The organism is Micromonospora sp. S4605 (assembly GCF_003176715.1).
Classification (GTDB): domain Bacteria; phylum Actinomycetota; class Actinomycetes; order Mycobacteriales; family Micromonosporaceae; genus Micromonospora; species Micromonospora echinaurantiaca.
In genome coordinates this window covers 1-25,263 of sequence record NZ_QGSW01000136.1, presented here as the reverse complement: position 1 = coordinate 25,263, position 25,263 = coordinate 1, and the positions used below count along the sequence as shown (strand labels likewise).

Sequence of the window (25,263 nt, the reverse complement as noted above, 5' to 3'; positions counted from 1 at the left end):
GTGCCGGCCCGGGGGGCGGGCACCCGCCGACCCGCACCGGCCCGGCCGGACGGCCGGGCGTCGGGGCCGACGTCGACGGGACGGCTGGGCTGGTCAGGGGTGACGGAGGACATCACGTCTACTCTGGCATGCCGCGCGGGCGACGGCAGTCCGATACCGCCTCGTGCCGGCGGCGAGTTCCGTGATCCACCGTCGTCGGCTCCGGATCCGGTCTAGCCTCGGCCCAGGACGCGACGGCAGTCGCGGCACCGACCGCCCGGAGGCAAGCCGTGAACGCTCCGTATCCACCGCCGCCGCCCGCCCGGGGCCGGGACCGCACCACCCTCTGGGGCATCCTGGGCATCATCACCGGCCTGCTCTGTTGCGGCATCCTGGGCATCATCTTCGGCTGGCTGTCCATCCGCGACGCGAAGCGGTCCGGCCAGTCGCCGGTGCTGGGTTACCTGGCCATCACCTTCGGCGTGATCAACATCATCGGCAGCGCGATCCTGAGCGCCACCGGGAACTACCCGGGCTGGAACAACGACTGAGGGGGCCGACCGGACCCGGTCGACCCCCTCACGTCGTCAGCCGTCCGGTCAGCCGGCGGACATGATCTCCCGCATCAGGCGCGCGGTCTCGGTCGGCGTCTTGCCGACCTTGACGCCGACCGCCTCCAGGGCCTCCTTCTTCGCCTCGGCGGTGCCCGCCGAGCCGGAGATGATGGCGCCCGCGTGCCCCATGGTCTTGCCGGGCGGGGCGGTGAAGCCGGCGATGTAGCCGACCACCGGCTTGGTCACGTTCGCTTTGATGAACTCGGCGGCCCGCTCCTCGGCGTCGCCGCCGATCTCACCGATCATGACGATCGCGTCGGTGTCCGGGTCGGCCTCGAACGCGGCCAGGGCGTCGATGTGCGTGGTGCCGATGATCGGGTCGCCGCCGATGCCGACGCAGGTGGAGAAGCCGATGTCGCGCAGCTCGTACATCATCTGGTAGGTCAGCGTGCCGCTCTTGCTGACCAGGCCGATCCGGCCGGAGCCGGTGATGTCGGCCGGGATGATGCCCGCGTTGGAGGCGCCCGGCGAGGCGATGCCGGGGCAGTTCGGGCCGATGATCCGGGTCTTGCCGCCCTTGGCCACGTTGTACGCCCAGAACGCGGCGGTGTCGTGCACCGGCACGCCCTCGGTGATCACCACGGCCAGCTCGATGCCGGCGTCGATCGCCTCGATCACCGCGGCCTTGGTGAACTGCGGCGGCACGAAGATGACCGTGACGTCCGCCCCGGTCTCCTTCATCGCGTCCGCGACGCCCGCGAAGACCGGCAGCTCGGTGCCGTCGAAGTCGACAGTCTGGCCCGCCTTGCGCGGGTTGACGCCGCCGACGATGGTGGTGCCCGCGGCGAGCATCCGCCGGGTGTGCTTGGAACCTTCGGAGCCGGTCATCCCCTGCACGATGACCTTCGAGTCCTTGGTCAGCCAGATAGCCATTGTCAGACCCCCGCAGCGGCCAGCTCGGCGGCCCGCTCGGCCGCGCCATCCATGGTGTCGACCCGCTCGATCAGCGGGTTGTTAGCGCCGTCGAGGATCGCCCGGCCGGCCTCGGCGTTGTTGCCGTCGAGCCGGACGACGAGCGGCTTGGTGACCTGCTCGCCGCGCTGCTTCAGCAGCTCCAGCGCCTGCACGATGCCGTTGGCGACCGCGTCGCAGGCGGTGATGCCGCCGAAGACGTTGACGAAGACGCTCTTGACCGACGGGTCGGAGAGGACGATCTCCAGCCCGTTCGCCATCACCGCGGCGCTCGCGCCGCCGCCGATGTCGAGGAAGTTGGCCGGCTTGACGCCGCCGTGCCGCTCACCGGCGTACGCGACCACGTCGAGGGTCGACATGACCAGACCCGCGCCGTTGCCGATGATGCCGACCTCGCCGTCGAGCTTGACGTAGTTGAGGTCCTTCTCCTTGGCGGCCTGCTCCAGCGGGTCCACCGCGGCCTGGTCGACCAGCGCCTCGTGGTCCGGGTGCCGGAAGGCGGCGTTCTCGTCCAGGCTGATCTTGGCGTCGAGCAGCAGCAGCTTGCCGTCGCCGGTCTTGGCCAGCGGGTTCACCTCGACCAGGGTGGCGTCCTCGGCGACGAAGGCCTTCCACAGCCCCACGGCGACCTCGACGACCTGGTCGGCGACCTCGGCCGGGAAGCCGGCGGCGGTGACGATCTCGCGCGCCTTGGCCTCGTCCACGCCCTCGACCGCGTCGATCGGGGCCTTGACGACCTTCTCCGGGGTCTCCGCGGCGACCTGCTCGATGTCCATGCCGCCGGCGACGCTGGCGATGCAGAGGAAGGTGCGGTTCGCCCGGTCCAGCAGGTAGGAGAAGTAGTACTCCTCGGCCACGTCCGCGGTCACGGTGATCATGACCTTGTGGACGGTGTGGCCCTTGATGTCCATGCCGAGGATGTCGGTGGCCCGGGCCACCGTCTCCTCCGCGCCCTCGGCCAGCTTGACGCCGCCGGCCTTGCCCCGGCCGCCGACCTTCACCTGCGCCTTGACGACCACCCGACCGCCGAGGCGTTCGGCGATCGCGCGGGCCTCCTCCGGGGTCGTGGCGACGCCGCCGGCGAGCACGGGCAAGCCGTGCCGCTCGAACAGGTCCCGCCCCTGGTACTCGTACAGGTCCACGTTTGCGCGTCCCGTCCCGTCTCCGCGGCGCGCCGTCGCGCCGCCACCAGCGTTATGGAAAACAGTTTGACGCCTGTCATCACTTGAAACAGGCCATTGGGCGCAGCCTAGCGAGGTGGGCACCGCCGGCAACCGAGCGGGTGCACGGTGTGCGGTAATGCACAGCCGCCGCCGGCCGGGCCCCTGTTCGCCCCGCCGTCAACCGTCCGGGGGATGTTCGGGCGGGTGCGTAACCCCCCGCGGGGGGCGTCGTTGAGTCAGGTGTCGGAGCGCTGCTCAGCGCGAAGACGGGAGACGGCCGATGCCCTGTCGGTCGAGGGGTGGCGGCGGGGCATCGTGCATAGAGGGGCCGGACGTGTGAGGGGTGCGTCCGGCCCCTCCCCCGTGTCCGCGTCCAGCCGGCCCACTGTCAGCGCCGGCTCGGGCGCCCCGCCGGGCTTCCGCCCAGCGCCCGACTCCGGCATCCGGCCAGGCTGCCACCGCCGTCGAGGCCGGGGCGGGCCGCGGCGAGGTCAGCCGACCGGCTGCGCGACGTTCGCCCGCACCCAGTCGACGATGGACTGGGTGGTGGCGCCCGGCGTGAAGATCTTGGCGACGCCGAGCTGCTCCAGCTCGGGGATGTCGGCGTCCGGGATGATGCCGCCGCCGAACACCACGATGTCCCGGGCGTCCCGCTCGGCCAGCAGCTCCAGCACCCGGCGGAAGAGCGTCATGTGCGCACCGGAGAGCACCGAGAGCCCGATGCCGTCGGCGTCCTCCTGGATCGCGGCCTCCACGATCTGCTCCGGGGTCTGGTGCAGACCGGTGTAGACGACCTCCATGCCGGCGTCCCGGAGGGCACGCGCGACGACCTTGGCGCCGCGGTCGTGGCCGTCCAGGCCCGGCTTGGCGACGACGACCCGAACACGAGAGCTCATCTGCGCATCCCTTTCACCGGCTCCGCGGCTTTACCTGAACGAACGGTAACCCGCCGGCCCGGCCCCCGGAAATCCGGGCCGCACAGCCGGTGCCGGGCCGCCGACGGCGGACGGGGTCGGCGGCCGCTCGGCCGCGGTCGCGGGTATCCCGGTCCGCGGGCCGTCGAGCCGCCTCGTCAAGCCGGACGACTCCGCCGTTCGGTCACGCTCCGCGACGAACGGGCAGTAACGGGGGCGCCGATCGACGGGTACGAGGCATGACAATCACGTACGCATTTGGACAGAACGCAGCACCAATTCGGCGCTCCGGCTTGTGACTCGTCTGGTGGTTGGCTAACGTGTCCACGGTTGTCATCAGGTCCACGGACGGGTGGCGACGCGGTCAGCAGACGTTCACCACGGCTTCACGAACGCCGGTCCGACCGCTTCGATACCCCGACAACGGAGGGTGTGCGTGCGCCAGCGCCTGTCGTCTGAGCCCGATCGATATCGCGGCCGCCGCCGCGTACCCACCCCCCCGCGGAGCCGCTACGCCGCCGTCGTCACCACCGCGTTCGTCGGAGCCGGTGTGGTGGCCCTCGGCGCGGGAGCCATGCCGGACGCGAAGAGCGTCAACCCGTCGGTCCTCGACGAACTCAAGGCGGCCTCCACGCTGAGTCAGGACGCGGCCGCCCGCGCCGACTCCGCCGACCGCGCCTCCCGCGACAGCGGGCGCGCCGAGGAGGCCGCGGAACCCGAGGTCTGGCTGCTGCCGCTGCAGGGCTACGACTTCAAGTCCCCCTACGGCGTGCGCTGGGGCAAGATGCACACCGGCGTCGACCTGGTCGCCCCCGAGGGCACCCCGTACGTCGCCATCCACGACGGCACCGTCACCACGGCCGGTTGGTTCGGCGGCTACGGCTACACCGTGATCGTTCAGCACTCCGACGGCAGCGAGGCCATCTACGGCCACTCGCAGGCGCTGAGCGTCCAGGTGGGGCAGCAGGTCAAGGCGGGCGACCAGCTCGGCCTGGTCGGCAACACCGGCCACTCCTACGGCTCCCACCTGCACCTGGAGATCCATGTCAAGGGCGAGCCGCGCGACCCGGTGCCCTACCTCCAGGAGCGCGGAGTGGACATCCAGCTACAGGTCGAGGCAATCTACAACGAGGTAGCCGCTTCCTGACGCTGCGTACTGACCGATGACCGCCCGGATCTGCCGATCCGGGCGGTTTTTCGTTGCCCGAGGGCCGACAAAGTCTCCCGGGTCACAGTCGCCGGTGTGACGCAGAGCACCTACCCGCATGATCACTTATCCGGATGTATGACCCCAGAGAGGGACAACCCAACCTCTCGGCGTCAGTGGTCGACGGCGCGGCCACCCTCCCGGTACCCGGCGCGGATCCGGCCGACACCAGTATTTCGAGGTCAAGTGCCCCTCGACTGTGAAGGTCAACCGTGCAGGAAGACAGCTCCATCCAGAACGAGAAGACCCCGAACGCGCCAGCCCGGCACCGGCGGCGGATGGGCGGGCGCACCCGGCAGATGGTCCTCGCGGCGGCGGTCCTGGTCGCCCTCGGCCTCGGCGGCGTCGCCGTGGCGACCACCGGCGCCGACGACGGCACCCCGGCCGCCGTTTCCCTGGACGCGCAGGCCCGGGCCGAGGCCGCCGCCCGCGCCGACCGGTCCGACCGGGAGCCGGCGCCGGTCACCCCGAGCGCCACCCCCGCCAGCCCCGCGCCCAGCCCGTCGACGGCCAGCCCCTCGGCCAAGCCCAGCCCGAAGGCGACCACCAGCAAGCCGAAGGCCAAGCCCAAGCCGACCTGGGTCATCCCGATGAAGGGCGCCGAGATCACCTCCTGCTACGGCCAGCGGTGGGGCACCCTGCACGCCGGCATCGACTTCGCCATGCCCGCCGGCACGCCGATCCGCGCCGCCTTCGGCGGCACCGTGGTCAAGGCCGGCGACGCCGGCGACGGATACGGCATCTCGGTCTTCATCGACCACGGCAACGGCTACCTGACCCACTACGCGCACCAGAGCCGCGCCGCGGTCGGCGTGGGTGACAAGGTCAGCGCCGGCGAGGTCATCGGCTACGAGGGTTCCACCGGCGACTCCACCGGCCCGCACCTGCACTTCGAGGTGCACAAGGGGCAGATGTGGAACCAGATCGACCCCGCGCCGTTCCTGCGCGCCCGGGGCATCAACGTGGCCTGCTGACCCCCGGTCTTTCTCGTTGGCTTCCAGCGTTCGATCCGGTTGCTCACGCGGCACGGGCGGCACCAGCCCACACCTGCGTCAAGCGTCCGTGATCAAGACGTGGGCGTGCCGGGGCTCGGTCTGGAACATGGTCAGCAGGCTCTCGCCCTCGGCGACGACGGCGTCGCGCTCGCCCGTCGTGAGGGTGCGCAGCGGCGTGATCCGCAACGTCGCCGCGCCGTCGTCGACGGTGACCGCCCAGGTGCCGGCGACCCGGCCGTCGACCAGCAGGAAGCGGGCCCCCGTGACGCTCAGCCCGCGATGCTCGGCGTCGATGACGCGACTCCGGTCGTCGTAGCCGAGCACCGCGTTGTCGAACGCCGGCAGGAAGCGCGGCGGCGCCGGGGTCTCCGGGTCGGGCAGCGCGCCGTCGGGCACGTCGAGCAGCTCGCGGCCGCGCTCGTCGCGGAACGTCCGCAACGACTGTCGCAACCGCTGGATGGACTCCCGCAGCCCGCTCAGCCCCGACCAGGCGCGGATGTCAGCGCTGGCGGCCGGGCCGTAGGCGGCGAGGTAGCGCAGGACCAGCGCGTCGACGGTGGCCGGCGACGCCGGCTCCAGCGGGCGGCCCAGCCATGCCTCGATCGTGGTGTTGTACGCGGCGCCGCGCTCGCCCCACACCCCACGGGGTGGCACCTGCACGAGCGGCACGAGCGTGCTGAGCGCGTCGCCCAGCCAGCGCGGCTCCACCCCTGGCCAGCGGTCGGCGATGGCGCGGGCCGCCTCGGTCAGCATCCGCGGCCGCTCCTCGAACAGCGGCCGGCCCAGTTTGGTCAGCTCGTCGAGGTCAACCCCGGGCAGCACCCGGCGCAACGTCGACCACATGCGTGAGACCAGCATTGCCTGGTGCACGGGCCGCAACGCGAGGCAGTCGCGCGCGGTCACCAGGTGCAGGGTGCGGCGCATCAGCAGCGTGCGGACCGCCCCGCGGCTCAGCAGAAGCTCGGCCAGCGCCGGCGGCTGGAAGCCGGCCAGCCGGCTCCACAACCCGACGTACGGCTCCAGGGGCTCCTGCGCCTGCAACCCCACCAGGTGTTCAAGCGCGTCGACGACCGGCATGTCGTGCCGATGCAGCAGAAGCTGGCGGGCTAGAAGCGACCGGTTGAGGGCGCGGCGATCGAGCACGCTCATGGCGGAACGCTATCGCCCGCCCCAGACACTTTCCCTACTCGTACCGGCCCATCCGGATCAGGACCTCCGCCACCGCCAGGCCGGGCGACGCGCGCTCAGAGCTTGTCGAGCGGCGCGTGCCGCAGCACCAGCCACATCGTCTGGTCGCCGAAGTCGATCTGTGCCCGGGCGCTCGGGCCGTGCCCCTCCACGGCGAGCACCCGGCCCAGCCCGTAGCGCTGGTGGTTGACCCGGTCGCCGGCGGCCACCTTCGGCCCCTGCGGCAGCTCGCTCGCGGTGGCGAGCCGGCTGCCGTCGACGCCGAGCCGCTTGGCCAGCTGCGCCGCCTTGGGCGTACCGCCGGTGAAGCCGCCACGCCCGCCGGGCGTGCGGTCCGCGCGGCCGCCGACGCCGCCGCCTCCGCCACCCCACGAGGTGTACGACCCCTCGGTGCGCTCCCAGCGCACCAGCTCGGGTGGCAGCTCCTCGACGAACCGCGAGGGCGGGTTGTAGGCCGGGGCGCCCCACGCCGAGCGGGTGACCGCCCGGGAGAGGTAGAGGCGCTGCCGGGCCCGGGTGATGCCCACGTACGCCAGCCGGCGCTCCTCCTCCAGCTCGCGGGTGTCGCCGAGCGAGCGCAGGTGCGGGAAGACGCCGTCCTCCAGCCCGGTCAGGAACACCACCGGGAACTCCAGCCCCTTGGCGGTGTGCAGCGTCATCAGGGTGACCACGCCCTGGTGGTCGGGGTCGTCGGTGGGCACCTGGTCGGCGTCGGCGACCAGCGCGACCTGCTCCAGGAACCCGGCCACGGTGGCCCGTTCCCCCTCGGCGCCGAGCGCCTCGACCCGCTCGGTGTACTCCCGGGCGACGCTGACCAGTTCCTGGAGGTTGTCGACCCGGCCGGCGTCCTGCGGATCCAGGCTCTCCTCCAGCTCGGTGAGGTAGCCCGAGCGGGTGAGCAGCACCTCCAGCACCTCCTCGGGGGTGCCGGTCTCGGCCAGCTCGCGCGCGCCGTCGAGCAGCGCGACGAACTCGGCGATCCCGTTGGCCGCCCGGGTCGAGATGCCCGGCGCGTCCTTGGCCCGGCGCAGCGCGGCGCCGAAGGAGATCCGGTCGCGGCTGGAGAGCGCCTCCACGCACGCCTCGGCGCGGTCGCCGATGCCCCGGCGCGGGGTGTTCAGCACCCGGCGCAGGCTGACCGTGTCGTCGTCGTTGACCACGGCGCGCAGGTAGGCCAGCGCGTCGCGGACCTCCTTGCGCTCGTAGAAGCGCACCCCGCCGACCACCTTGTAGGGGAGGCCGACCCGGATGAACACCTCCTCGAAGACCCGGGACTGGGCGTTGGTGCGGTAGAAGACCGCCACGTCGCCGGGGCGGGTGTCGCCGGCGTCGACCAGCCGGTCGATCTCCCGGGCCACCCAGTCCGCCTCGGCGTGCTCGGTGTCGGCGACGTAGCCGACGATCTGCTCGCCGGCCCCCGCCTCGCTCCACAGCCGCTTCGGCTTGCGCGAGGTGTTCCGGTCGATCACCGCGTTGGCCGCGTTCAGGATGGTCTGCGTGGAGCGGTAGTTCTGCTCCAGCAGGATCGTCCGGGCGTCGGTGAAGTCCCGCTCGAACTCCAGGATGTTGCGGATCGTCGCGCCGCGGAACGCGTAGATCGACTGGTCGGCGTCGCCGACCACGCAGAGCTCGGCCGGCTCCACCCCCTCGGTGCCGGAGACCAGCTCCTTGATCAGCACGTACTGGGCGTGGTTGGTGTCCTGGTACTCGTCGACCAGCACGTGCCGGAACCGCCGGCGGTAGCTCTCCGCCACGTGCGGGTGCGACTGGAGCAGGTGCACCGTCGTCATGATCAGGTCGTCGAAGTCCAGCGCGTGCGCCTCGCGCAGCCGGCGCTGGTAGAGCGTGTAGGCCTCGGCCAGCGCCCGCTCGTTCGGGCCCTTGGCGCGGCCGGCGAACTCCTCCGGGTCGACCAGCTCGTTCTTCAGGTTGGAGACCTGGGCGGCCAGTCCGCGCGCCGGGTAGCGCTTCGGGTCGAGGTCCAACTCGCGGGCGACGAGCTGCATCAACCGGCGCGAGTCGTCCGCGTCGTAGATGGAGAAGGTCGACTTGAGCCCGGCGTGCTCGTGCTCGGCGCGCAGGATGCGGACGCACGCGGAGTGGAACGTCGACACCCACATCAGCCGGGCCCGCGGCCCGACCAGGGCGGCCACCCGCTCCTTCATCTCGCCGGCGGCCTTGTTGGTGAAGGTGATCGCGATGATCTCGCCCGGATGCACGTCGCGCGCGGCGAGCAGGTAGGCGATCCGGTGGGTGAGCACCCGGGTCTTGCCCGAGCCGGCGCCGGCCACGATCAGCAGCGGCGAGCCGGCGTGGGTGACCGCGTCGCGCTGCGGCCCGTTCAGGCCGGTGAGCAGGGCCTGCGGGTCCAGGCGGGCAGCGGCGGACCCGGACCGCCGCGCAGGCGTCGGCGTGGTGGTCGGCGCGGGCGGGGACGCGGGGATGTCGAAGAGAGGATGCATCGCACGGCGAGTCTATGCCGCCGGCCGGACACTTCCCCGCCGTGGACGCCCGGCGGGCCGCCGCCGGCCGCCGGGTTGCCGGTTTCCTTGCGCCGGACGCGGGCCGGGCGGCATACTCGACGGCGTGTTCGGTCAGCGCTTCTACTTTTACTACGGCTCCGGGAGTCCGGCAGCCGTAGGTCGCGCCTGATCAATCAGACCTACGAAAAAGCCCCGGGCTCCTGGAGCCCGGGGCTTTTTCGTCCCGGGATCCCGGCACCGGGCACCACAGCGCGAGGGGTACCCGATGATGACAGACGTGGTGGAGCAGAGCGGCGGACCGGCCCGGCCCGGTGCGGGCGGCGCTGGCGCGGAGGCCGACGCCCCGGGTGACGGCGCGACCGCCAACGGCGCGGCGGGCCGGGCCGGCAGGCCCGGCACGACCATCCCGGGCACCGGCACCGCGGAACCGTCCGCCGCCGCCCGGATCGTGGAGATCCGGGAGCGGATCGACGACATCGACCGGGCGCTCATCGAGCTGTGGCAGGAGCGGGCCCGGCTCTCCCAGGAGGTCGGCGCGACCCGGATGGCCTCCGGCGGCACCCGCCTGGTGCTCGCCCGCGAGCGGGAGATCCTGGAGCGCTTCCGGGTCGCCCTCGGCGCCGACGGCACCCAGCTGGCGCTGCTGCTGCTCCGCGCCGGGCGCGGGCCGCTCTGAGTCGTACGCCGGCCGGGCCCGCAGACGCGGAACCGCCTGCCGGCGTCGTGGTGACGCGGGCAGGCGGTTCCGGTGGGGTCACGCCTCGTGGGTGGCGACGATCTCCCGCTTCTCGGCGAAGTGGCAGGCGCTCGGGTGGTCCGAGCCCCGCCGGATCTCCAGCAGCGGCACCTGCTCGGCGCAGACGTCCTGCGCCTTCCAGCACCGGGTACGGAACCGGCAGCCCGAGGGCGGGCTGACCGGCGACGGCACGTCACCGGTCAGGCGGATGATCGCCTTGTTGTCCCGCACGGTCGGGTCCGGCACCGGCACCGCCGACAGCAGCGCCTGGGTGTACGGGTGCGTCGGCCGCTCGTAGATCTCGTCCTCGGTGCCGACCTCGACGATCTTGCCGAGGTACATCACCGCGACCCGGTCGGAGAGGTGCCGCACCACGGACAGGTCGTGCGCGATGAACACGTACGACAGGCCGAACTCGCTCTGCAGCTGCTCCAGCAGGTTCATCACCTGGGCCTGGATCGACACGTCCAGCGCCGACACCGGCTCGTCGCAGACGATGATCTCGGGCCGCAGGGCCAGCGCCCGGGCGATGCCGATGCGCTGCCGCTGACCGCCGGAGAACTGGTGCGGGTACCGGTTGATGTGCTCCGGGTTGAGGCCCACCAGGTCGAGCAGTTCCTTGACCTTGTTCCGGCGGCTGCCCTTCGGGGCCACCTCCGGGTGGATCTCGAACGGCTCGCCGATCAGGTCACCGACCGTCATCCGCGGGTTCAGCGAGGTGTACGGGTCCTGCATCACCAGCTGGATCTGCCGGCGCAGCCGCCGCAGCGCACCGCCGGAGAGCTTGGAGATGTCCTGCCCCTTGTAGTGCACGCTGCCGGCGGTCGGCTTCTCCAGGTTCATCAGCACCCGGGCCAGCGTCGACTTGCCGCAACCGGACTCGCCCACCACGCCGAGGGTCTCGCCGGCCCGCAGGTCGAAGGAGACCCCGTCGACGGCCTTGACGTGACCGATGGTCTTCTTGAACACCACACCGCGGGTGACGGGGTAGTGCTTGACCAGGTCACGGACCTCGAGGATGTTCTCAGTCACGGTTCACCAGCTCCTCGGCGAAGTGGCAGGCGCTGGCCCGGCCGGCACCCACCTGCAGCAGCGGCGGGACCTTCTCCCGGCAGACCGGCTGCGCCATGGGGCAGCGCGGGTTGAACGGGCAGCCCGGCGGGATGTTCATCAGGTTCGGCGGGAGGCCCTTGATCGTCCGGAGCTGCTGCCCCTTCTCGTCGAGCCGGGGGATCGAGTTGAGCAGGCCGAGCGTGTACGGGTGCGCCGGCTTGGCGTACAGGTCGTACACGTTGGCTTCCTCGACGATCCGGCCGGCGTACATGACCGCGATCCGGTCCGCGACGTCGGCGACCACGCCGAGGTCGTGGGTGATCAGGATCATGCCCATCTGCCGCTCCCGCTGGAGCTCGGCCAGCAGGTCCATGATCTGGGCCTGCACCGTCACGTCCAGCGCCGTGGTCGGCTCGTCCGCGATCAGCACCTCCGGGTCGAGCGCCAGCGACATCGCGATCATGGCGCGCTGCCGCATACCGCCGGAGAACTGGTGCGGGTAGTTGTTGAACCGGCCCTTGGCGTTCGGGATCTTCACCTGGTCGAGCATCTCGATCGCGCGCTTCTTGGCCTCGGCGCGGCCCAGGCCACGCCGGACCCGGAACTGCTCGGCGATCTGGAACCCGACGGTGAAAACCGGGTTGAGCGCGGAGAGCGCGTCCTGGAAGATCATGGCGATCCCCTCGCCGCGGATGCGGCGACGCTCCTCGGCGGACATCTTCAGCATGTCCTTGCCGTGGAAGCGGACCTGACCACCGGTGACGAAGCCGGGGGGCGTGTCCAGGATGCCCATGATCGTCTGGGCGGTGACGCTCTTGCCGGAGCCGGACTCGCCGAGCACGGCTAGGGTCTCCCCCGCGTCGACGTGGTACGTGACTCCGTTGATGACCTTGGCGACGCCGTCCCGGGTACGGAACTCCACGCGCAGGTCGTCGACCTCCAGCAGCCGGCCGGCGGGGCGCCCGGAGGCGCCTGCCGCGGACTGCTCGGACACGAGAATGTCGGACAACTGAATCGCCCCTAGCGGAGTTTCGGATCGAGGGCCTCGCGGACCGCCTCACCGAGCATCACGAAGCTCAGCACGGCGGTGACGAGGAACGCGGCGGGGAAGAAGAGCAGGAACGGCGAGACGCGGATGTAGTTCTGCGCCTCACTGATCATGATGCCCCAGGACACCACCGGGGTCTTCAGGCCGACGCCCAGGAAGGACAGCGTCGCCTCGGCGCCGATGAACGAACCGACCATGATCGTGCCGTACACCAGCAGCGGCGCCAGGCAGTTCGGCAGCAGGTGCTTCAGGATGATCCGGCCGGTGCCGGCACCCAGCGCCCGCGCGGCCACGATGTAGTCCGCCTCCTTGGTGGCCAGCACCGAGGAGCGCATCAGCCGCATCACCACCGGCCAGCTCAGCACCGTCAGGGAGAGGATCACCAGACCCATGATCTCCGGGGTGCTGTTGTCGGTGCCCGAGCCGTTGAAGGTGGTCAGGATGACGATCGCGCCGAGCACGAACGGCAGACCGAAGAAGACGTCGGCGATCCGGGACAGCAGGCCGTCCACCCAGCCGCCGCGGTAGCCGGCGATGATGCCCATCGTGCCGCCGATCAGCAGCGTGCCGGCCACCGAGAGCACCGCCACCACGATCGAGGCGCGGGCACCGTAGATCACCCGGGCGAACACGTCACGGCCCTGCACGTCGTAGCCGAACCAGCCGTTGGCCCCCGGCTCCACCCGGCTGTTCGACAGCGAGCCGTTGACCGGGTCGCCGTTGGTGAACAGCGACGGGAACGCCGCCATCACCAGGAAGATCAGGATGAAGCTGGCCGAGATCCAGAACAGCGGCTTGCGGCGCAGATCCTGCCAGGCGTCGCCGAGCAGACCCCGCGGCTTCTCCTTGCGGGCGTTCTCCGGCAGCCCCGCGTCGGCCGGCGCACCGAGCTGACTCGGCTGCTCGGGACGGGGGGTGCTGACGATCGATGCGGTGCTCGGGTCACTCATAGCGGATCCTCGGGTCCAGGGCGGCGTAGAGCAGGTCGACCAGCAGGTTCATCAGCAGGTAGACCAGCACCAGGACCACCACGATGGAGACAACGGTAGCGCTCTCCTTGGTGACGATCGCTCGGAAGACCTGGCGACCGATCCCGTTGATGCCGAAGATGCCCTCGGTGACGATGGCGCCGCCCATCAGCGCGCCGAGGTCGGTGCCGAGCAGCGTGACGACCGGGATGAGGGAGTTGCGCAGCAGGTGCACCCCGACCACCCGGCGCATCGGCAGGCCCTTGGCGATCGCCGTGCGCACGTAGTCGGCCCGCCGGTTCTCGGCGATGCTCGTCCGCGACACCCGGGCGATGTACGCCATGGAGGCGCTACCCAGCACGAAGCCGGGCACGATGAGTTCGGAGATCCGCATCTCGTTCGAGACGGTCGGCTTGACGATGCCCCACTGCACACCCAGCACCCACTGCAGCACGAAGCCGATGACGAAGACCGGCAGCGCGATCAGGAACAGGGTGGAGACGAGAACCAGGTTGTCCAGGAATCCGTTGCGGCGCAGACCGGTCAGCACGCCAGCGGTGAGACCGATGAGGGCCTCGATGGCGAGGGCGACCACGGCCAGCTTCAACGTGTTCGGGTACGACGTGGCGATGATGTCGCCGATCGGCCGGCCACCGAAGGTGTTGCCGAAGTCGCCCTGGAACAGGTTCTGCATGTAGTTGCCGTACTGGACGAAAATGTTCTCGTTCAGCTTGAACTTCTCGGTCATCATGTTGACGTACGCGTCCGGGCAAGCGCGCTCACCGCACTTGCCGGCGAACGGGTCGCCCGGCACCGACCACACGAGCCAGTAGATGAGGAACGTGGTGCCGATGAAGACCGGAATGAGTTGGAGCAGCCGTCTCAACAGATAACGGCCCATGGGGTGGTCCTCCAGACAGGGGGCGCGTCGGACGGCCGACACGGGGATGACAGACCTTGCGAGGAGATGTTGTAACACCTCCTCACGGAACGGCCCGGGTCGGGCCCACCGGTAGGTGAGCCCGACCCGGGGTCAGACCGTTCGGATCAGAGCTCGACCGAGGTGATGTCGAGCTCGCCGACGTTGGACAGCTCGAGCTTCTTGATCTTCTCCGAGTGGCCGGACTGCTGGCCACCGAAGTAGATCGGCACCGACGGAACGTCCTGGTCGATGAGCTTGACCGCCTCGGCGAACTTGGCGTGCGACTCCTCGATGTTGGCCGCGGAGCTCGCCTCCTTGGCCAGCCGGTCGACCTCCTTGTTGCTGTAGAGGCCGTCGTTCGAGGAACCACCGGTCACGTAGAGCGGGTTGACCCAGTTCTCCACGTCCGGGTAGTCCTGCTGCCAGCCGGCGCGGTACATGCCGGTCATCTTGTGGGCGTTGATGTTCTGGCGGAACACCGCGAAGGTCGGCACACCCTCGGCGACGGCGTCGATGCCCAGGTTGGTCTTGATCTGCTGGGCGACGGCCTCCATCCACTCCTTGTGGCTGGCGTCCGCGTTGTAGGCCAGGGTCAGCTTGCCCGAGAAGCCACCGGCCTCGGCCAGGAGCTTCTTGGCCTCGTCCGGGTTGAACTGGCAGGAGGTGCAGTTACCCGGCGCGGCACCCGGGGTCAGCGGGTTCGCCCAGCTGTCGGCCGGCTTGCGGTTGCCGAAGAAGATCTTGTCGCTGATCTCCTGGCGGTTGATCGACAGCGAGATCGCCTTGCGGAGCTTGGCGTTCTGGAAGCGCTTGTCGTAGATCGGGAAGGCGATGATACCGGTCGACGGGGTGGTCGAGGCGATCGCCCGCTCGCCCAGGTCGGTCTTCCACTTGTCGCCCGCGAGCGAGGAGACCGGAACCTGCTGCATGAAGTCGATGTTGCCGGACAGCAGGTCGTTGTAGGCGGCCGTGTCGTCCTGGTAGATCCGGACGTTGACGTCCTTGATCTTCATCTTGTCGCGCAGCTGGTAGTCGTCGAAGCGAGTCAGCTTGATCATCTGATCGTCTTCCCACGACACGAACTTCACCGGGCCGTTACCGATCGGCTTGCGGCCGAACTCTTCCGGCTTCTGGGTGAAGAAGGCGTCCGGCAGCGGCATGAAGGTGCTGTAGCCGAGCTTGGTCGGGAACACGGCGGTCGGGGCCGCGAGGGTGACCTCGAAGGTCCAGTCGTCCAGGACCTTCAGGCCCTTCATCTCCTTGGCCGTCGGCTCGGGGGCCTTCTGCGGGCCCTCGGCGCCGTCCGGGTCCTCGGTGTGGACCTCGGTGAAGCCGTCGATGTCGGCGAAGAAGCTGCCGTTCTGGGCACCGTTCGGGGAGTACGCGCCCCAGTTCCAGGCGTCCACGAAGTTCTTGGCCTTGACGGGGGTGCCGTCGTGGAACTTCGTGTTCTCCTTGATCTTGATCTTGTAGACCTTGGAGTCGGTCGTCTCGATCGACTCGGCGAGAGCGTTCCGCGGAGCACCACCGTCGTTGGGGTACTCGACCAGGCCGGTCCACATCCAGTCGATGATCTTGCCACCACCGGTCTCGGTGGTGTTCGACGGCACCAGGGGGTTCTCCGGCTGGGTGCCTTCGATGGTGATCGCGCCGTCGCTGCTGGCGCCGGCGTCGCCGCCGTCGCTGTCGCTGCCCGAGCAGCCGGACGCGACGAGCGCGAATGCCGCGCCCAGCGCGACCGCGCCCGTTGCCCGCTTCGAGACTCTCATTCCGAGGGGCCTCCTCTTTCTAACCTGGTTCGTCGTGGGTTTCACGCACGTTGGGGGGTGACGCCGCCGTCGGCTCCGTACCGCGAGCCGCCGGTCCTACCGCAGAGAAATCGGGACACCCTGAGGTACCGATCCGCCGGGCCACCGCACCCACCGGGTTCGGCACGCGCACGCGTCACGACCACCAACCGCAGCCGCTCGCGGCGGCGGAGGGTGGTCGCAGGTCGTACGGAGTGCCTCACACGAGGGGTGAGGTGCTGCCACTGTGACACTCACTTGCCCGTTGCGTGAAGGTGCCGTTATCAAGCCGTTAGTTGGTCGCCACGTTGCCGATACTTGAGAAAAGATCATGAAACATCTCAACGGCACCGCCCTGAGCAGGGAAGATACACCCACGTAGGGCTCTGTGACAGGTGCGGGCGGAGCGGCTGTGACCTTCCCCGCGCCGGCTTCGGCGCTCTCCGAAGTCGCCCGTGCGCCGGCCGTGTCTGCCCATCCGGACGATGGTGATTTCGGCTGTGCGGGCACGATAGCAAGCTGGGTGGACGAGGGCTACCTGGCCACCGCGGTCGTCGCCGGCCGGATCGAGCCGGCCGGCGAACACGATCGTCCGACGTTCGGACGGCATTCCCCGCCCTGCCGAGGTCGGGCGATCACGACCGAGCGGCTGAGTGGGGACGGCCCCGGCGCCCGCCTGCGGGGCGGGTGCCGGGGCCGGGTCGAGCTACGGTGGATCAGGCGGTGAAGCGGACCTTGCGGCGCCGGACCACCAGGACGGTGACCGCGCCGGCGGCCAGCAGCACCAGGCCGGCGGTGATCGCGGTGGCGATCGGGGAACCGGTCAGCGGCAGGTCCCCGCCGTTGGAGGCCGGCGAGGTGGACGGCGCGGGGCTCTCGGCCGGGGCCGACGGCGACGGCGTCTCGGCCGGCGTGGTCGGCGTCGGGGTCGGCGACGACGGGGCGGCGGTGAAGGTGGCGGCCGCCTTGGCGGTCACCGTCTCGTCGGTGCTACCGCCGAGGATCAACTTCTGCGCCTTGCCGCCGGTGTAGAGGAAGACCCGCCCGAAGGAGACCGAGCCCTTGGCGGCCAGGGTCGCCTCGACCTCACCGGCCTCCTCGGCGGTCAGCCAGAACTGGCCGCCGTTGGTGGTCGCGGTGACCGGCTTGCCCTCGGCGTCGACGGCCACGCCGCCGGTGACCTTGATGGTGATCTCGCCGGCCGGGCCCTTCACCGTGAACGGACCGGCCTTCTCGCCGACGGTCGCCTTGGCGTTCGTCGGGTCGACGGTCAGCTCGGCCTTCGGCTCAGGCTGGTCGGTGGCGTTGGCCACCAGGTAGTCGTGGACCTTCTTGACCACGTCGTACTGCTGCTTGCCGAGCAGGCCCTTGTCCTTGACCCAGTCGCCCAACTCGATGCCGTCGCTGAAGTGCCAGACGGCGGTCTGGGTGCCGAAGTAGAGCAGGTTGTTCCGCTTGGCCTCGTCCAGCTTCTCCGGCATGGTGGCACCGGCGGCCGCCAGCAGCTTCGCCTGGTCGGCGTTCGGGTAGCCGTGGGTGAGCACCCACTGCACCTTGCCGAGGTTCTTCACCTGGGACTCGTCCCAGGTGCCCTCGGCGTACTTGCCGTCGATCGCCACGTTGGTGTGGTAGTCGATGCAGAACGCCGGCAGGGTCTTGCCGTCGATCTTCAGCGCCAGGGCACTGGCCGGCTTCGGCTTGCCGTTCAGCAGCAGGGTGACCTTGCTGCCGGGGACCGACTTGGCCACGCCGGTGGCCGGCGCGGCGGCGGCCGGCGCGGCGAAGCCGAGCGCCAGCGCACCACCGGCGACGACGCCCAGGGCGATCCGGGCCCAGCGCCGTCCTCGTTGTCCGATCATGAAATTCGTACCTCTCCCCAGGGGTGACCCGCTCCGGGCGGGTTGCGTGGGCCGCCGTTCCCGCGGGATGCGCACCACCCGCGCGCGAGAACACGACGGGGCATTATCAAACGCGAATTGATCGTTTGTCAGCCCCTGCGGGCCAGATCCGTGGCATCTGTCCGGATTGACGGGGAAGAGGAATAGGTCACACCAGGCGTCGATCGGCCGCCCAGCGGGACAATTCGTACCGGTTGGACATCTGGAGCTTGCGGAGCACGTTCGACACGTGCGTCTCGACCGTCTTGATCGAGATGTAGAGCTCCTTGGCGATCTCCTTGTACGCGTACCCCCGGGCGAGCAGCCGGAGCACCTCGCGCTCCCGGTTGGTCAGCTGGTCCAGCTCGGGGTCGGCCACCGGGGCGTCCGGCCGGGCGGCGAAGGCGTCCAGCACGAACCCGGCCAGCCGGGGGCTGAACACCGCGTCGCCGTCGGCCACCCGGCGGATCGCCGCGGCCAGCTCGTCCGGCGAGATGGTCTTGGTGACGTAGCCGCGGGCGCCGGCCCGGATCAGCCCGATCACGTCCTCGGCCGCGTCCGAGACGCTCAGCGCCAGGAACTTCACCTGCGGGTGGGTACGCCGCATCGCGTCCAGCACCGCGCGGCCCCCACCGTCGGGCATGTGCACGTCGAGCAGGACCACGTCGGGCAGGGTGGCGGCGATCCGGCTGACCGCCTCGGCCACGGTGCTCGCCTCGCCCACCACCTCGACGTGGGCGCCCAGCTCGGCGCGGACCCCCGCGCGGAACATGGCGTGGTCGTCGACGAGGAAGACCCGCAGCCGCTCCGCGCCGGCACCCGCTCCCTCGACCGGTTCCATCGACTGCTCGGTCATCACTTGTCCCTTTCCGACGTGGACGAGTCCCGGGAGATCGGCAGGATCAACCGGACCTCGGTCCCCTCCCCCGGCTCGGACCGGATCTCCGCCCGGCCGCCGTGCCGCTTCATCCGCCCGATGATCGAGCCCCGGACACCGTGCCGGTGATCCTCCACCGTAGCCGGGTCGAAGCCCTTCCCCCGGTCCCGGACGAATACGCTGACCTGATCCGGCTCGACCTCGGCGTAGAGCGAGACGGTCTGCACCCCCGCGTGCCGGGCCGCGTTCACCAGCGCCTCGCGGGCGGCCGCGACCAGCGCGCCGACCCGCTCGTCGGTCTCCCGGTCACCGACCACCACCGCCTCGACGGTGATCGCGAAGGTGTCCTCCACCTCGGCGGCGGCCTGCTCCAGCGCCGCGGCGAAGCGCTCGGTCGGCGACCCGGTCGGCTTGTAGAGCCAGTTGCGCAGCGAGCGTTCCTGGCCCCGGGCGAGCCGCTGCACCGTCTTCACGTCACCGGCGTTGCGCTGGATCAGCGCGAGGGTGTGCAGCACCTGGTCGTGCACCATGGCGGCCAGTTCGGCCCGCTCCTGCTCCCGTATCCGCCCCTCACGCTCGGAGCGGAGCTGGTTGTACGTCCGCCAGAGCACCGGCGCCGCCACCACACCGACGCCGGCCAGGCCGACCAGCGCGAAGATCACCCCGTTGAGCACGGCGTCGAAGTTCTGCGCCGGGGAGTAGACAGCGGCGACGCCGATGATGCCGACCGCGACCAGCACCCCGCCGCCGATGAACCGGAGCACGAACGCCCGCCGGTCGCTCTCCTCCACGACCGCGCCCAGCCACGGCACCGGCATCGACTCGCCCCACCGCTGCCGCCGCTCCGGAGCGGACTGGTGCCAGATCACCCCGGCGCCGACCGCGATGATCGCGACCAGCCAGCCGGCGGTGCCGGCCGCGCCGACCGAGTCGAAGACCATCACCTGGACCAGCAGCACGCCGAGGCCGATCGCCACGAACGGCAGCAGCTGGGCGACGTCGCGCCGCGGCGGCACCGCGGTGTCGCCCGGTCGCAGCGGCACCACCGCCCAGAACGCCGCGTAGAGCAGCAGGCCGAGCCCGCTCAGCCCGAGCAGCACCATGAAGGCGATCCGCACCCGGACCACCGAGATGCCGAGGTGGTCGGCGATGCCGGCAGCCACCCCGGCGGCCATCCGGTGCTCGGGGGCGCGGTAGAGGCGCGGTGGCTGGGTCACGATGCTGATCGGAGGCTCCCTGGTCGGCTGGGCACGGGGCGGGCGGCGGGCCGCTGCCGGCGCCGGTTCGATCGTCACACGCTGCGCCGCCGCCCGGCCACGGGGACGCCCCCGACATTCGGCGCGCCGGGATCTCAGGGTGGCGTCAGGGTCGGGTCCTGAGGTCGTCCGGGCGGTCGACGCAGCAGGATCGAGGGCATGACCGAGGAAGCTGCCCAGTCGCCCCGTCCCGGGGCGGCGCAGCCGGGTGGACCGCCACCCGGTGCCACCGCCGGCGGGACCGCCTCCGGCACGTTCGGGACGCCACCACCGGTGGCCGCCCCGGGCGACGCCGGTGGCACCGCGGGGACGCCGCCACCACCCGGCGCGGGGACGCCGCCGCCCGGCCCGGGCGCGCCGCCACCGCCGGGCGCCGCCGGCTTCACCACGCGGTACGGGCTGGTGCGCCCGCGCGACGGCCGCTACCTGGCCGGCGTCTGCGCGGCTATCGGCCGGGCCACCAACACCGACCCGGTGCTGTGGCGGGTGCTGCTCGCCGTGCTCGGCTTCTTCGGCGGCATCGGCATCCTGGTCTACGTCACCGCGTGGCTGATCATCCCGGGCGAGGGCGACAGCGCCTCCCCGGTCGAGTCGATGCTGGGCCGGGGCCGGTCGAGCATGTCCCCGGTCACCGTGATCGTGCTCAGCATCCTGGTCGCGGTCAGCTTCGGCTACATCGTCACCGACGCGTTCCGCGCGGTGCTGCTCGGCGCGGCCATCCTGATCGGCGGCGCGCTGCTGCTGAACCGGGAGAACCAGGGCCGGCCGGCGCAACCGGTCCCGCCGTCCCCGGCGCCACCGCCCGGTCCGGTCCCGCCGGTCAGCTACCCGGCCCCCGCCGCGTACCCGGCGCCGGAGGCCGGGCCGGTCGCGCCCGCCGCGGCACCCGCCCCGGTGACCGGTGAGCTGGGCGCGCCGCCGGCTCCACCGATCTCCGGCCAGCCGGCCACGACCACCGCCGAGCTGCCCGCCTGGCCGCCGGCCCCGCCGGCCGCTCCCACGCAGGGCTACCCTCCGGTGGCCGCGCCGACCACCGGCTGGCCGCCCGCCGCGCCCACCTCCGGCTGGCCCGCGCCCGCGCCGACCAGCGGGCAGCCGGTCACCGCGCCGCTGCCTCCGGCCGGCTACCGGCCGCCGTTCGCCCCGCACGGGCCGTACGCCGGGAAGACCGCGCCCGCACCGAAGCCGCCCAAGCCACCGAAGCCACCGAAGCGGCCGCGCGAGCGGTCCCCGCTGGGTGCGGTGACGTTCTCGCTGATCTTCCTCGCCCTCGGCGTGGTCGCCGTGCTCGACCTGCTGGACGTCTTCGCCGTCGGCGCGTCGGCCTACTTCGCGGCGGCGCTGGCCACCATCGGTCTCGGCCTGCTGGTCGGCACCTGGTTCGGCCGGGCCCGCTGGCTGATCGCGCTCGGCCTGGTGACCGCCGCCGCGCTGGCCGTGGCCACCGTCGCCGAGTCGTACGACCGGGTGCGCGGCGTGGACGGCGCGGTGACCTGGGCACCGACCGACTACCGCGACCTCGCCGTCCGCTACGAGAACAGCTTCGGCGACGCCGTGCTGGACCTGCGGGCGGTCGACTTCGACCAGAAGGACACCGAGATCACCGTGTCGATCAACTTCGGTGAGGCCACCGTGGTGGTGCCGCCGAACGTGGACGTCACCACCGTCGCGGACGTCAACGCCGGTGACGCGAACGTCTTCGGCCGGCGCTCGGGCGGCCTGGACGGCCCGCTGCGGGAGACCACGGACCTGGGCGCGGACGGTCCCGGAGGCGGGAAGCTACGGCTCTACATCCACGTCAACGCCGGCAACCTGGAGGTGACCCGGTGAAGGCCCACCGCACGGACGTCGTCTCGTTCGCCTTCGGGCTGATCTTCGTCGGGCTCGCCGCCTGGTGGCTGCTCGCCCAACTGCTCGGGTTGGCCCTGCCGCCGGTGGGCTGGTTCCTGGCCGGCGCGCTGATCGTCATCGGCCTGCTCGGCCTGGTCGGCGCGCTGCGATCGGGCCGCTCGGCCAACCGGGATGAGCAGCCGAGCACGCCGGCCACGGGCGAGCCGGCCGGTGGCGCGGCCGGTGCCGCTGACACCGACCCGACGGCCCTGGACCTGCCGATGGTCGCCGACCGGCCGACCTCGGACGCGGGCGAGCCCGGCTGGCCGGAGGCGGGCGGGTCGGGCTGGCCGACCGGCCGCTCCGACTGGGAGGTGTCAGCACCCATGTCCGGTGCCCCGGTGTCCGGCGCGAACCGGGTCGACCGGGACGAGGCCGACGAGTGGCCGACCGACGCGGTGACCGACCGACCGGTCGAGGGCACCGAGGACCGCCCCGCCGACGAGTGGCCGACCGGCACCGGCACCGACCGACCGGTCGACGGGGCCGAGGACCGCCCCACCGACCAGGGCCGGCCGGGTGGCGGGAACCCGGCCACCGAGGAGCGGCCCGCCGAGGCTCCGGTCGCCGGGCCACCGGCCGGCGAGGAGAGGTCCCGCGGTTGACCTCGTCCGGTGCGACCCCGGTCCGGGGCCGCCTATGCTGGCCGGTGGAGATTTCGCCTTCGCCGGCCGGCCCGCGCCGCCGTGGCGGTCCCGCCGCGATGCCCGTCGCTACCCCGTCAGGAGCCCGTCCGACATGACCCAGTCCCCCGCCGTGCGCACCCCCGGCCGGTCCGGTCCGGTCCGCATCGGCGAGCGAGCCGCCCGCACCCTCGTCGCCGAGCTCGCCCGGATCAACGACCCGAAGGCCGCCCTGCTGGTCGGCGCCGCCCCGGAGTCCGCGGTGCTGGCCGCGGCGATCGAGGCGCTGCTGCCCGGTGACACGCTCACCCTCGTGCCGGCCGGGACGGCCAGCTCGGCCGGGTTGCGGGAGCACGTGACCGCCCAGGGCCGCTGGGTCGCCGAGCGGGTCCGGGTGGTGGACACGCTCGCCGAGGCCGAGCCCGCCGCCGTGGTCGTCGCGGGCGAGGCGTTCGTCGGCACCGCCGACGAGGCCCGCACCAGCATCGAGTCGCTGACGAAGTACCTCGCCGACGGCGGGGTGCTCAGCGTGGCCACCGCACCGGGCCGTACCGCCGGAGCCGCGGCCGAACTCGACCGGCAGAGCGCGCTGTACGGCGTCGGCAACGACCTGGTGCTGCGCAACAACCCGCCGGTACGGGTGCATCGGCTGCGCTTCACCCCGGCCGACGTCGCCGCGGCGGACCGGCTGGCCCCGGCCTACCGCCCGTCGAGCGTGCCGCTGACCCGGACCATGCACATCGACTCGAACGGGGTGGCCGCGGCCGGCATCACCCTGGGACTGGCCGCGCTGGCCCGCCTCGCCCGGCCGAAGTCGAAGCTCTGGCTGCTGCCCGCGCTGGCCGCCGCACCGGTGGCGGCGTTCTTCCGGGACCCGGAGCGGGACGTGCCCGAGGACCCGTCGGCCGTGGTCGCCAGCGCCGACGGTCAGGTGCTGTCGGTGCAGCGGCTGCACGACGAGCGCTTCGGCGACGGCGAGTGGCTGCGGATCGCGGTCTTCCTGTCGGTGCTGGACGTGCACGTCAACCGGGCGCCGGTGGCCGGCAAGGTGGTCGACTACTTCGTCGCCGACGGCGGCTTCGTCAACGCGATGAAGCCGGACGCGGAGCACAACGTGGCGGCGTACACGGTGCTGGACACCACCCGCGGCACGGTCGTGGTGGCGCAGCGGACCGGCCTGATCGCCCGGCGGATCGTGCAGCGGGCGCCGGTCGGGACGCTGCTGGCCCGGGGCGAGCGCTTCGGGCTGATCCGGTTCGGCTCGCGGACCGACGTCTACCTGCCCGCCGAGGCCGCCGAGCCGCTGGTCGGCCCGGGCGACAAGGTGGTCGGCGGGTCGACGATCATCGCCCGCTGGCGCTGAGCGAACGAGGAAGGGGACGCCGCTACCAGCGGCGTCCCCTTCTGTGTGTCTGGGTCAGGCGGTGCGGCGCTGGCGCAGCCAGAGCACCGGGCCGCTGACCAGGTAGCCGACCACGACCAGGGCGAAGGTCAGCCGGACGTCGACCAGCGCGCCGATCACCGGCGCCAGCCACACCCACGGCGGCAGCTTGACCAGCCGGGCGAGCTTGGCGTACGGGAAGCTGGAGACCATCGTGAAGGCCAGCACGGCCACCCCGGCCACCAGCACCGGGCCCGGCACGGGCAGCCCGATGGCGACGGTCAGCGCGAGCACGGCGGCGGCCATCGTGGTGGGCACCCCGCAGAAGAACCGACCGTCCTTGGGCGAGACGTTGAACCGGGCCAGCCGGATCGCCGCGCACGCCGCCACCAGCGCGCACGCCACCGCCGCGGCGGGCGTGGAGACCGAGCCGGCGAGTGAGGCGTAGACCACCACCGGGGCGGCGAGGCCGAACGAGCACATGTCGGCCAGCGAGTCCATCTGCGCGCCGAACGGGCTGGCCACGCCGAGCTTGCGGGCGAGCGCGCCGTCCAGCCCGTCGAAGGCGACGCAGGCGATCAGGCAGAGCGCGGCCACCCGCACCTCGCCCTGCATGGCGAGGAAGATCGCCAGCATGCCGAGCATCAGGCTGGCCAGCGTGCACGCGTTGACCACCGCGAACTTCATCCGGCGGGCGGCCGTCCGCTCGCCGGGCAGCAGCGGGATCGACATCGAGGGCGACTCGTCCACCGGCGCGGCGGGCGCGAGGGCCGGGCTGACCGGCATGACCGCCTCGACCTCGGCGCGACGGATCCGGCTCAGGCCGTAACGGCGACCGGGTCGGTCGGCGTAACGGTGCTCCGGCAGCGCGACGTCGGTGGCGGACTGGGGGCCGCCGTCGCGGCGACCCACCCGGACCAGCAGCACCTGGCGGGCGAACGTGCTGCTGCGGCGCAACGGGCCCGCCCAGCGACGCCCTGCGGGGCGCGGACTGTCAGTCGTACGACGCCGGCGCCATGGGGCTCTCGGCACGTTTCCTCCATCACCGGATCGGCTGGCCGCCGCGAAGGCGGGAGCGTCCGGCTGTCTCGTGCCGGACCGCTTCGGCCCGGCAGCCGTTTTGCGGAGTACACCATCGCATAGGGAACGGGGATTGGCGATAGCTGCCGGCGGTACTTATATCTCCCTTAAACCGCGCGAACCGCTCTCTTATTCCCATCCCGGGCTCCATCGCCCGTTTCCTCCACCAACCCCACCCCGACTGTACCGGAGCGCGCCCACCTCAGCTCGGTGAGCGGGTGCTGTCCGCCCCGCTGTCCGGTTCCCGCCACCGAACGGTGACCGACCGGACACGGCCCGGTCCGGGCCGGTCCGGTCGGTCACCGTTCGG

At 71.7% G+C, this 25,263-nt stretch carries 20 protein-coding genes and 1 pseudogene; 7 read left to right on the top strand and 14 right to left on the bottom strand.

Annotation, left to right across the window (positions count from 1 at the left end):
- The first annotated feature begins 269 nt into the window (after positions 1-269).
- Entirely contained in the window at positions 270-530 is a 261-nt protein-coding gene (locus tag DLJ47_RS09405) for a hypothetical protein (RefSeq protein WP_109899664.1), read from the top strand.
- Positions 531-578: 48 nt separating this feature from the next.
- On the opposite strand, the gene sucD is transcribed toward DLJ47_RS09405, so the two are convergent.
- The 3 genes from sucD to DLJ47_RS09390 form a co-directional block, all read right to left on the bottom strand.
- Positions 579-1,466 (bottom strand): succinate--CoA ligase subunit alpha, encoded by an 888-nt coding sequence (gene sucD / locus DLJ47_RS09400; RefSeq protein WP_088991986.1) that lies wholly within the window; start codon positions 1,464-1,466, stop codon positions 579-581.
- 2 nt (positions 1,467-1,468) lie between these two features.
- A complete protein-coding gene (sucC, locus tag DLJ47_RS09395; RefSeq protein ID WP_088991985.1) occupies positions 1,469-2,647 on the bottom strand; it encodes an ADP-forming succinate--CoA ligase subunit beta in 1,179 nt (392 codons plus the stop codon).
- 512 nt (positions 2,648-3,159) lie between these two features.
- Complete coding sequence (locus DLJ47_RS09390; protein ID WP_088991984.1) at positions 3,160-3,564, bottom strand: cobalamin B12-binding domain-containing protein; 405 nt, start codon at positions 3,562-3,564, stop codon at positions 3,160-3,162.
- A 454-nt stretch (positions 3,565-4,018) separates the two neighbouring features.
- Between DLJ47_RS09390 and DLJ47_RS09385 the strand changes: the two genes are divergently transcribed.
- Positions 4,019-4,729 (top strand): M23 family metallopeptidase, encoded by a 711-nt coding sequence (locus tag DLJ47_RS09385; RefSeq protein WP_109899663.1) that lies wholly within the window; start codon positions 4,019-4,021, stop codon positions 4,727-4,729.
- Positions 4,730-5,001: 272 nt separating this feature from the next.
- Entirely contained in the window at positions 5,002-5,763 is a 762-nt protein-coding gene (locus tag DLJ47_RS09380) for a M23 family metallopeptidase (RefSeq protein ID WP_446723546.1), read from the top strand.
- 78 nt (positions 5,764-5,841) lie between these two features.
- Here DLJ47_RS09380 and DLJ47_RS09375 read toward each other — a convergent pair whose 3' ends face one another.
- The gene (locus DLJ47_RS09375; protein ID WP_109899662.1) at positions 5,842-6,933 is read right to left on the bottom strand and encodes a winged helix DNA-binding domain-containing protein; all 1,092 of its coding nucleotides are present in this window, start codon (positions 6,931-6,933) and stop codon (positions 5,842-5,844) included.
- A gap of 95 nt (positions 6,934-7,028) precedes the next feature.
- A complete protein-coding gene (gene pcrA, locus DLJ47_RS09370; protein WP_109899661.1) occupies positions 7,029-9,434 on the bottom strand; it encodes a DNA helicase PcrA in 2,406 nt (801 codons plus the stop codon).
- Between the two features lie 286 nt (positions 9,435-9,720).
- On the opposite strand from pcrA, the gene DLJ47_RS09365 reads away from it, so the two are divergent.
- Complete coding sequence (locus DLJ47_RS09365; protein WP_109899660.1) at positions 9,721-10,131, top strand: chorismate mutase; 411 nt, start codon at positions 9,721-9,723, stop codon at positions 10,129-10,131.
- A 78-nt stretch (positions 10,132-10,209) separates the two neighbouring features.
- Here the strand turns inward: DLJ47_RS09365 and DLJ47_RS09360 are convergent, their stop codons facing one another.
- The 8 genes from DLJ47_RS09360 to DLJ47_RS09320 all read right to left on the bottom strand — a co-directional run bounded on the left by DLJ47_RS09360 (position 10,210) and on the right by DLJ47_RS09320 (position 19,898).
- Positions 10,210-11,223, bottom strand: a complete 1,014-nt coding sequence (locus DLJ47_RS09360) for an ABC transporter ATP-binding protein (protein WP_109899659.1) — start codon at positions 11,221-11,223, stop codon at positions 10,210-10,212.
- Positions 11,216-12,238 carry an ABC transporter ATP-binding protein gene (locus tag DLJ47_RS09355; protein WP_109899658.1) on the bottom strand — a complete coding sequence of 341 codons (1,023 nt, stop codon included), beginning with the start codon at positions 12,236-12,238 and terminating at the stop codon, positions 11,216-11,218. The genes DLJ47_RS09360 and DLJ47_RS09355 overlap by 8 nt, the downstream gene beginning before the upstream one ends.
- Positions 12,239-12,264: 26 nt before the next feature.
- Positions 12,265-13,242, bottom strand: coding sequence for an ABC transporter permease (locus tag DLJ47_RS09350; RefSeq protein ID WP_109899657.1), 978 nt, complete (start codon positions 13,240-13,242; stop codon positions 12,265-12,267).
- Positions 13,235-14,161, bottom strand: coding sequence for an ABC transporter permease (locus DLJ47_RS09345; protein WP_109899656.1), 927 nt, complete (start codon positions 14,159-14,161; stop codon positions 13,235-13,237). Before DLJ47_RS09345 ends, DLJ47_RS09350 begins: the two co-directional genes overlap by 8 nt.
- Positions 14,162-14,307: 146 nt before the next feature.
- Complete coding sequence (locus DLJ47_RS09340) at positions 14,308-15,951, bottom strand: peptide ABC transporter substrate-binding protein (RefSeq protein WP_109899655.1); 1,644 nt, start codon at positions 15,949-15,951, stop codon at positions 14,308-14,310.
- Positions 15,952-16,685: 734 nt separating this feature from the next.
- Complete coding sequence (locus DLJ47_RS09330; RefSeq protein WP_109899653.1) at positions 16,686-17,828, bottom strand: thioester domain-containing protein; 1,143 nt, start codon at positions 17,826-17,828, stop codon at positions 16,686-16,688.
- 187 nt (positions 17,829-18,015) lie between these two features.
- Positions 18,016-18,702 carry a response regulator gene (locus tag DLJ47_RS09325; protein WP_088997398.1) on the bottom strand — a complete coding sequence of 229 codons (687 nt, stop codon included), beginning with the start codon at positions 18,700-18,702 and terminating at the stop codon, positions 18,016-18,018.
- Entirely contained in the window at positions 18,702-19,898 is a 1,197-nt protein-coding gene (locus DLJ47_RS09320) for a PspC domain-containing protein (protein ID WP_393347521.1), read from the bottom strand. The genes DLJ47_RS09325 and DLJ47_RS09320 overlap by 1 nt, the downstream gene beginning before the upstream one ends.
- Before the next feature lie 240 nt (positions 19,899-20,138).
- Here DLJ47_RS09320 and DLJ47_RS09315 point away from each other — a divergent pair, with 240 nt between their 5' ends.
- The 3 genes and pseudogenes from DLJ47_RS09315 (at position 20,139) to DLJ47_RS09305 (ending at position 23,855) form a co-directional block, all read left to right on the top strand.
- Positions 20,139-21,809 (top strand): PspC domain-containing protein, encoded by a 1,671-nt coding sequence (locus DLJ47_RS09315; RefSeq protein ID WP_109899652.1) that lies wholly within the window; start codon positions 20,139-20,141, stop codon positions 21,807-21,809.
- Positions 21,806-22,048: pseudogene (locus DLJ47_RS09310) on the top strand (hypothetical protein); the annotation flags it as partial. The gene DLJ47_RS09315 and the pseudogene DLJ47_RS09310, both read left to right, overlap by 4 nt.
- Before the next feature lie 559 nt (positions 22,049-22,607).
- Entirely contained in the window at positions 22,608-23,855 is a 1,248-nt protein-coding gene (locus DLJ47_RS09305) for a phosphatidylserine decarboxylase (protein WP_109899651.1), read from the top strand.
- A gap of 54 nt (positions 23,856-23,909) precedes the next feature.
- Here DLJ47_RS09305 and DLJ47_RS09300 read toward each other — a convergent pair whose 3' ends face one another.
- On the bottom strand, positions 23,910-24,830 hold the full coding sequence (locus DLJ47_RS09300) for a CDP-alcohol phosphatidyltransferase family protein (protein WP_109899650.1): 921 nt from the start codon (positions 24,828-24,830) through the stop codon (positions 23,910-23,912).
- Positions 24,831-25,263: the final 433 nt, after the last annotated feature.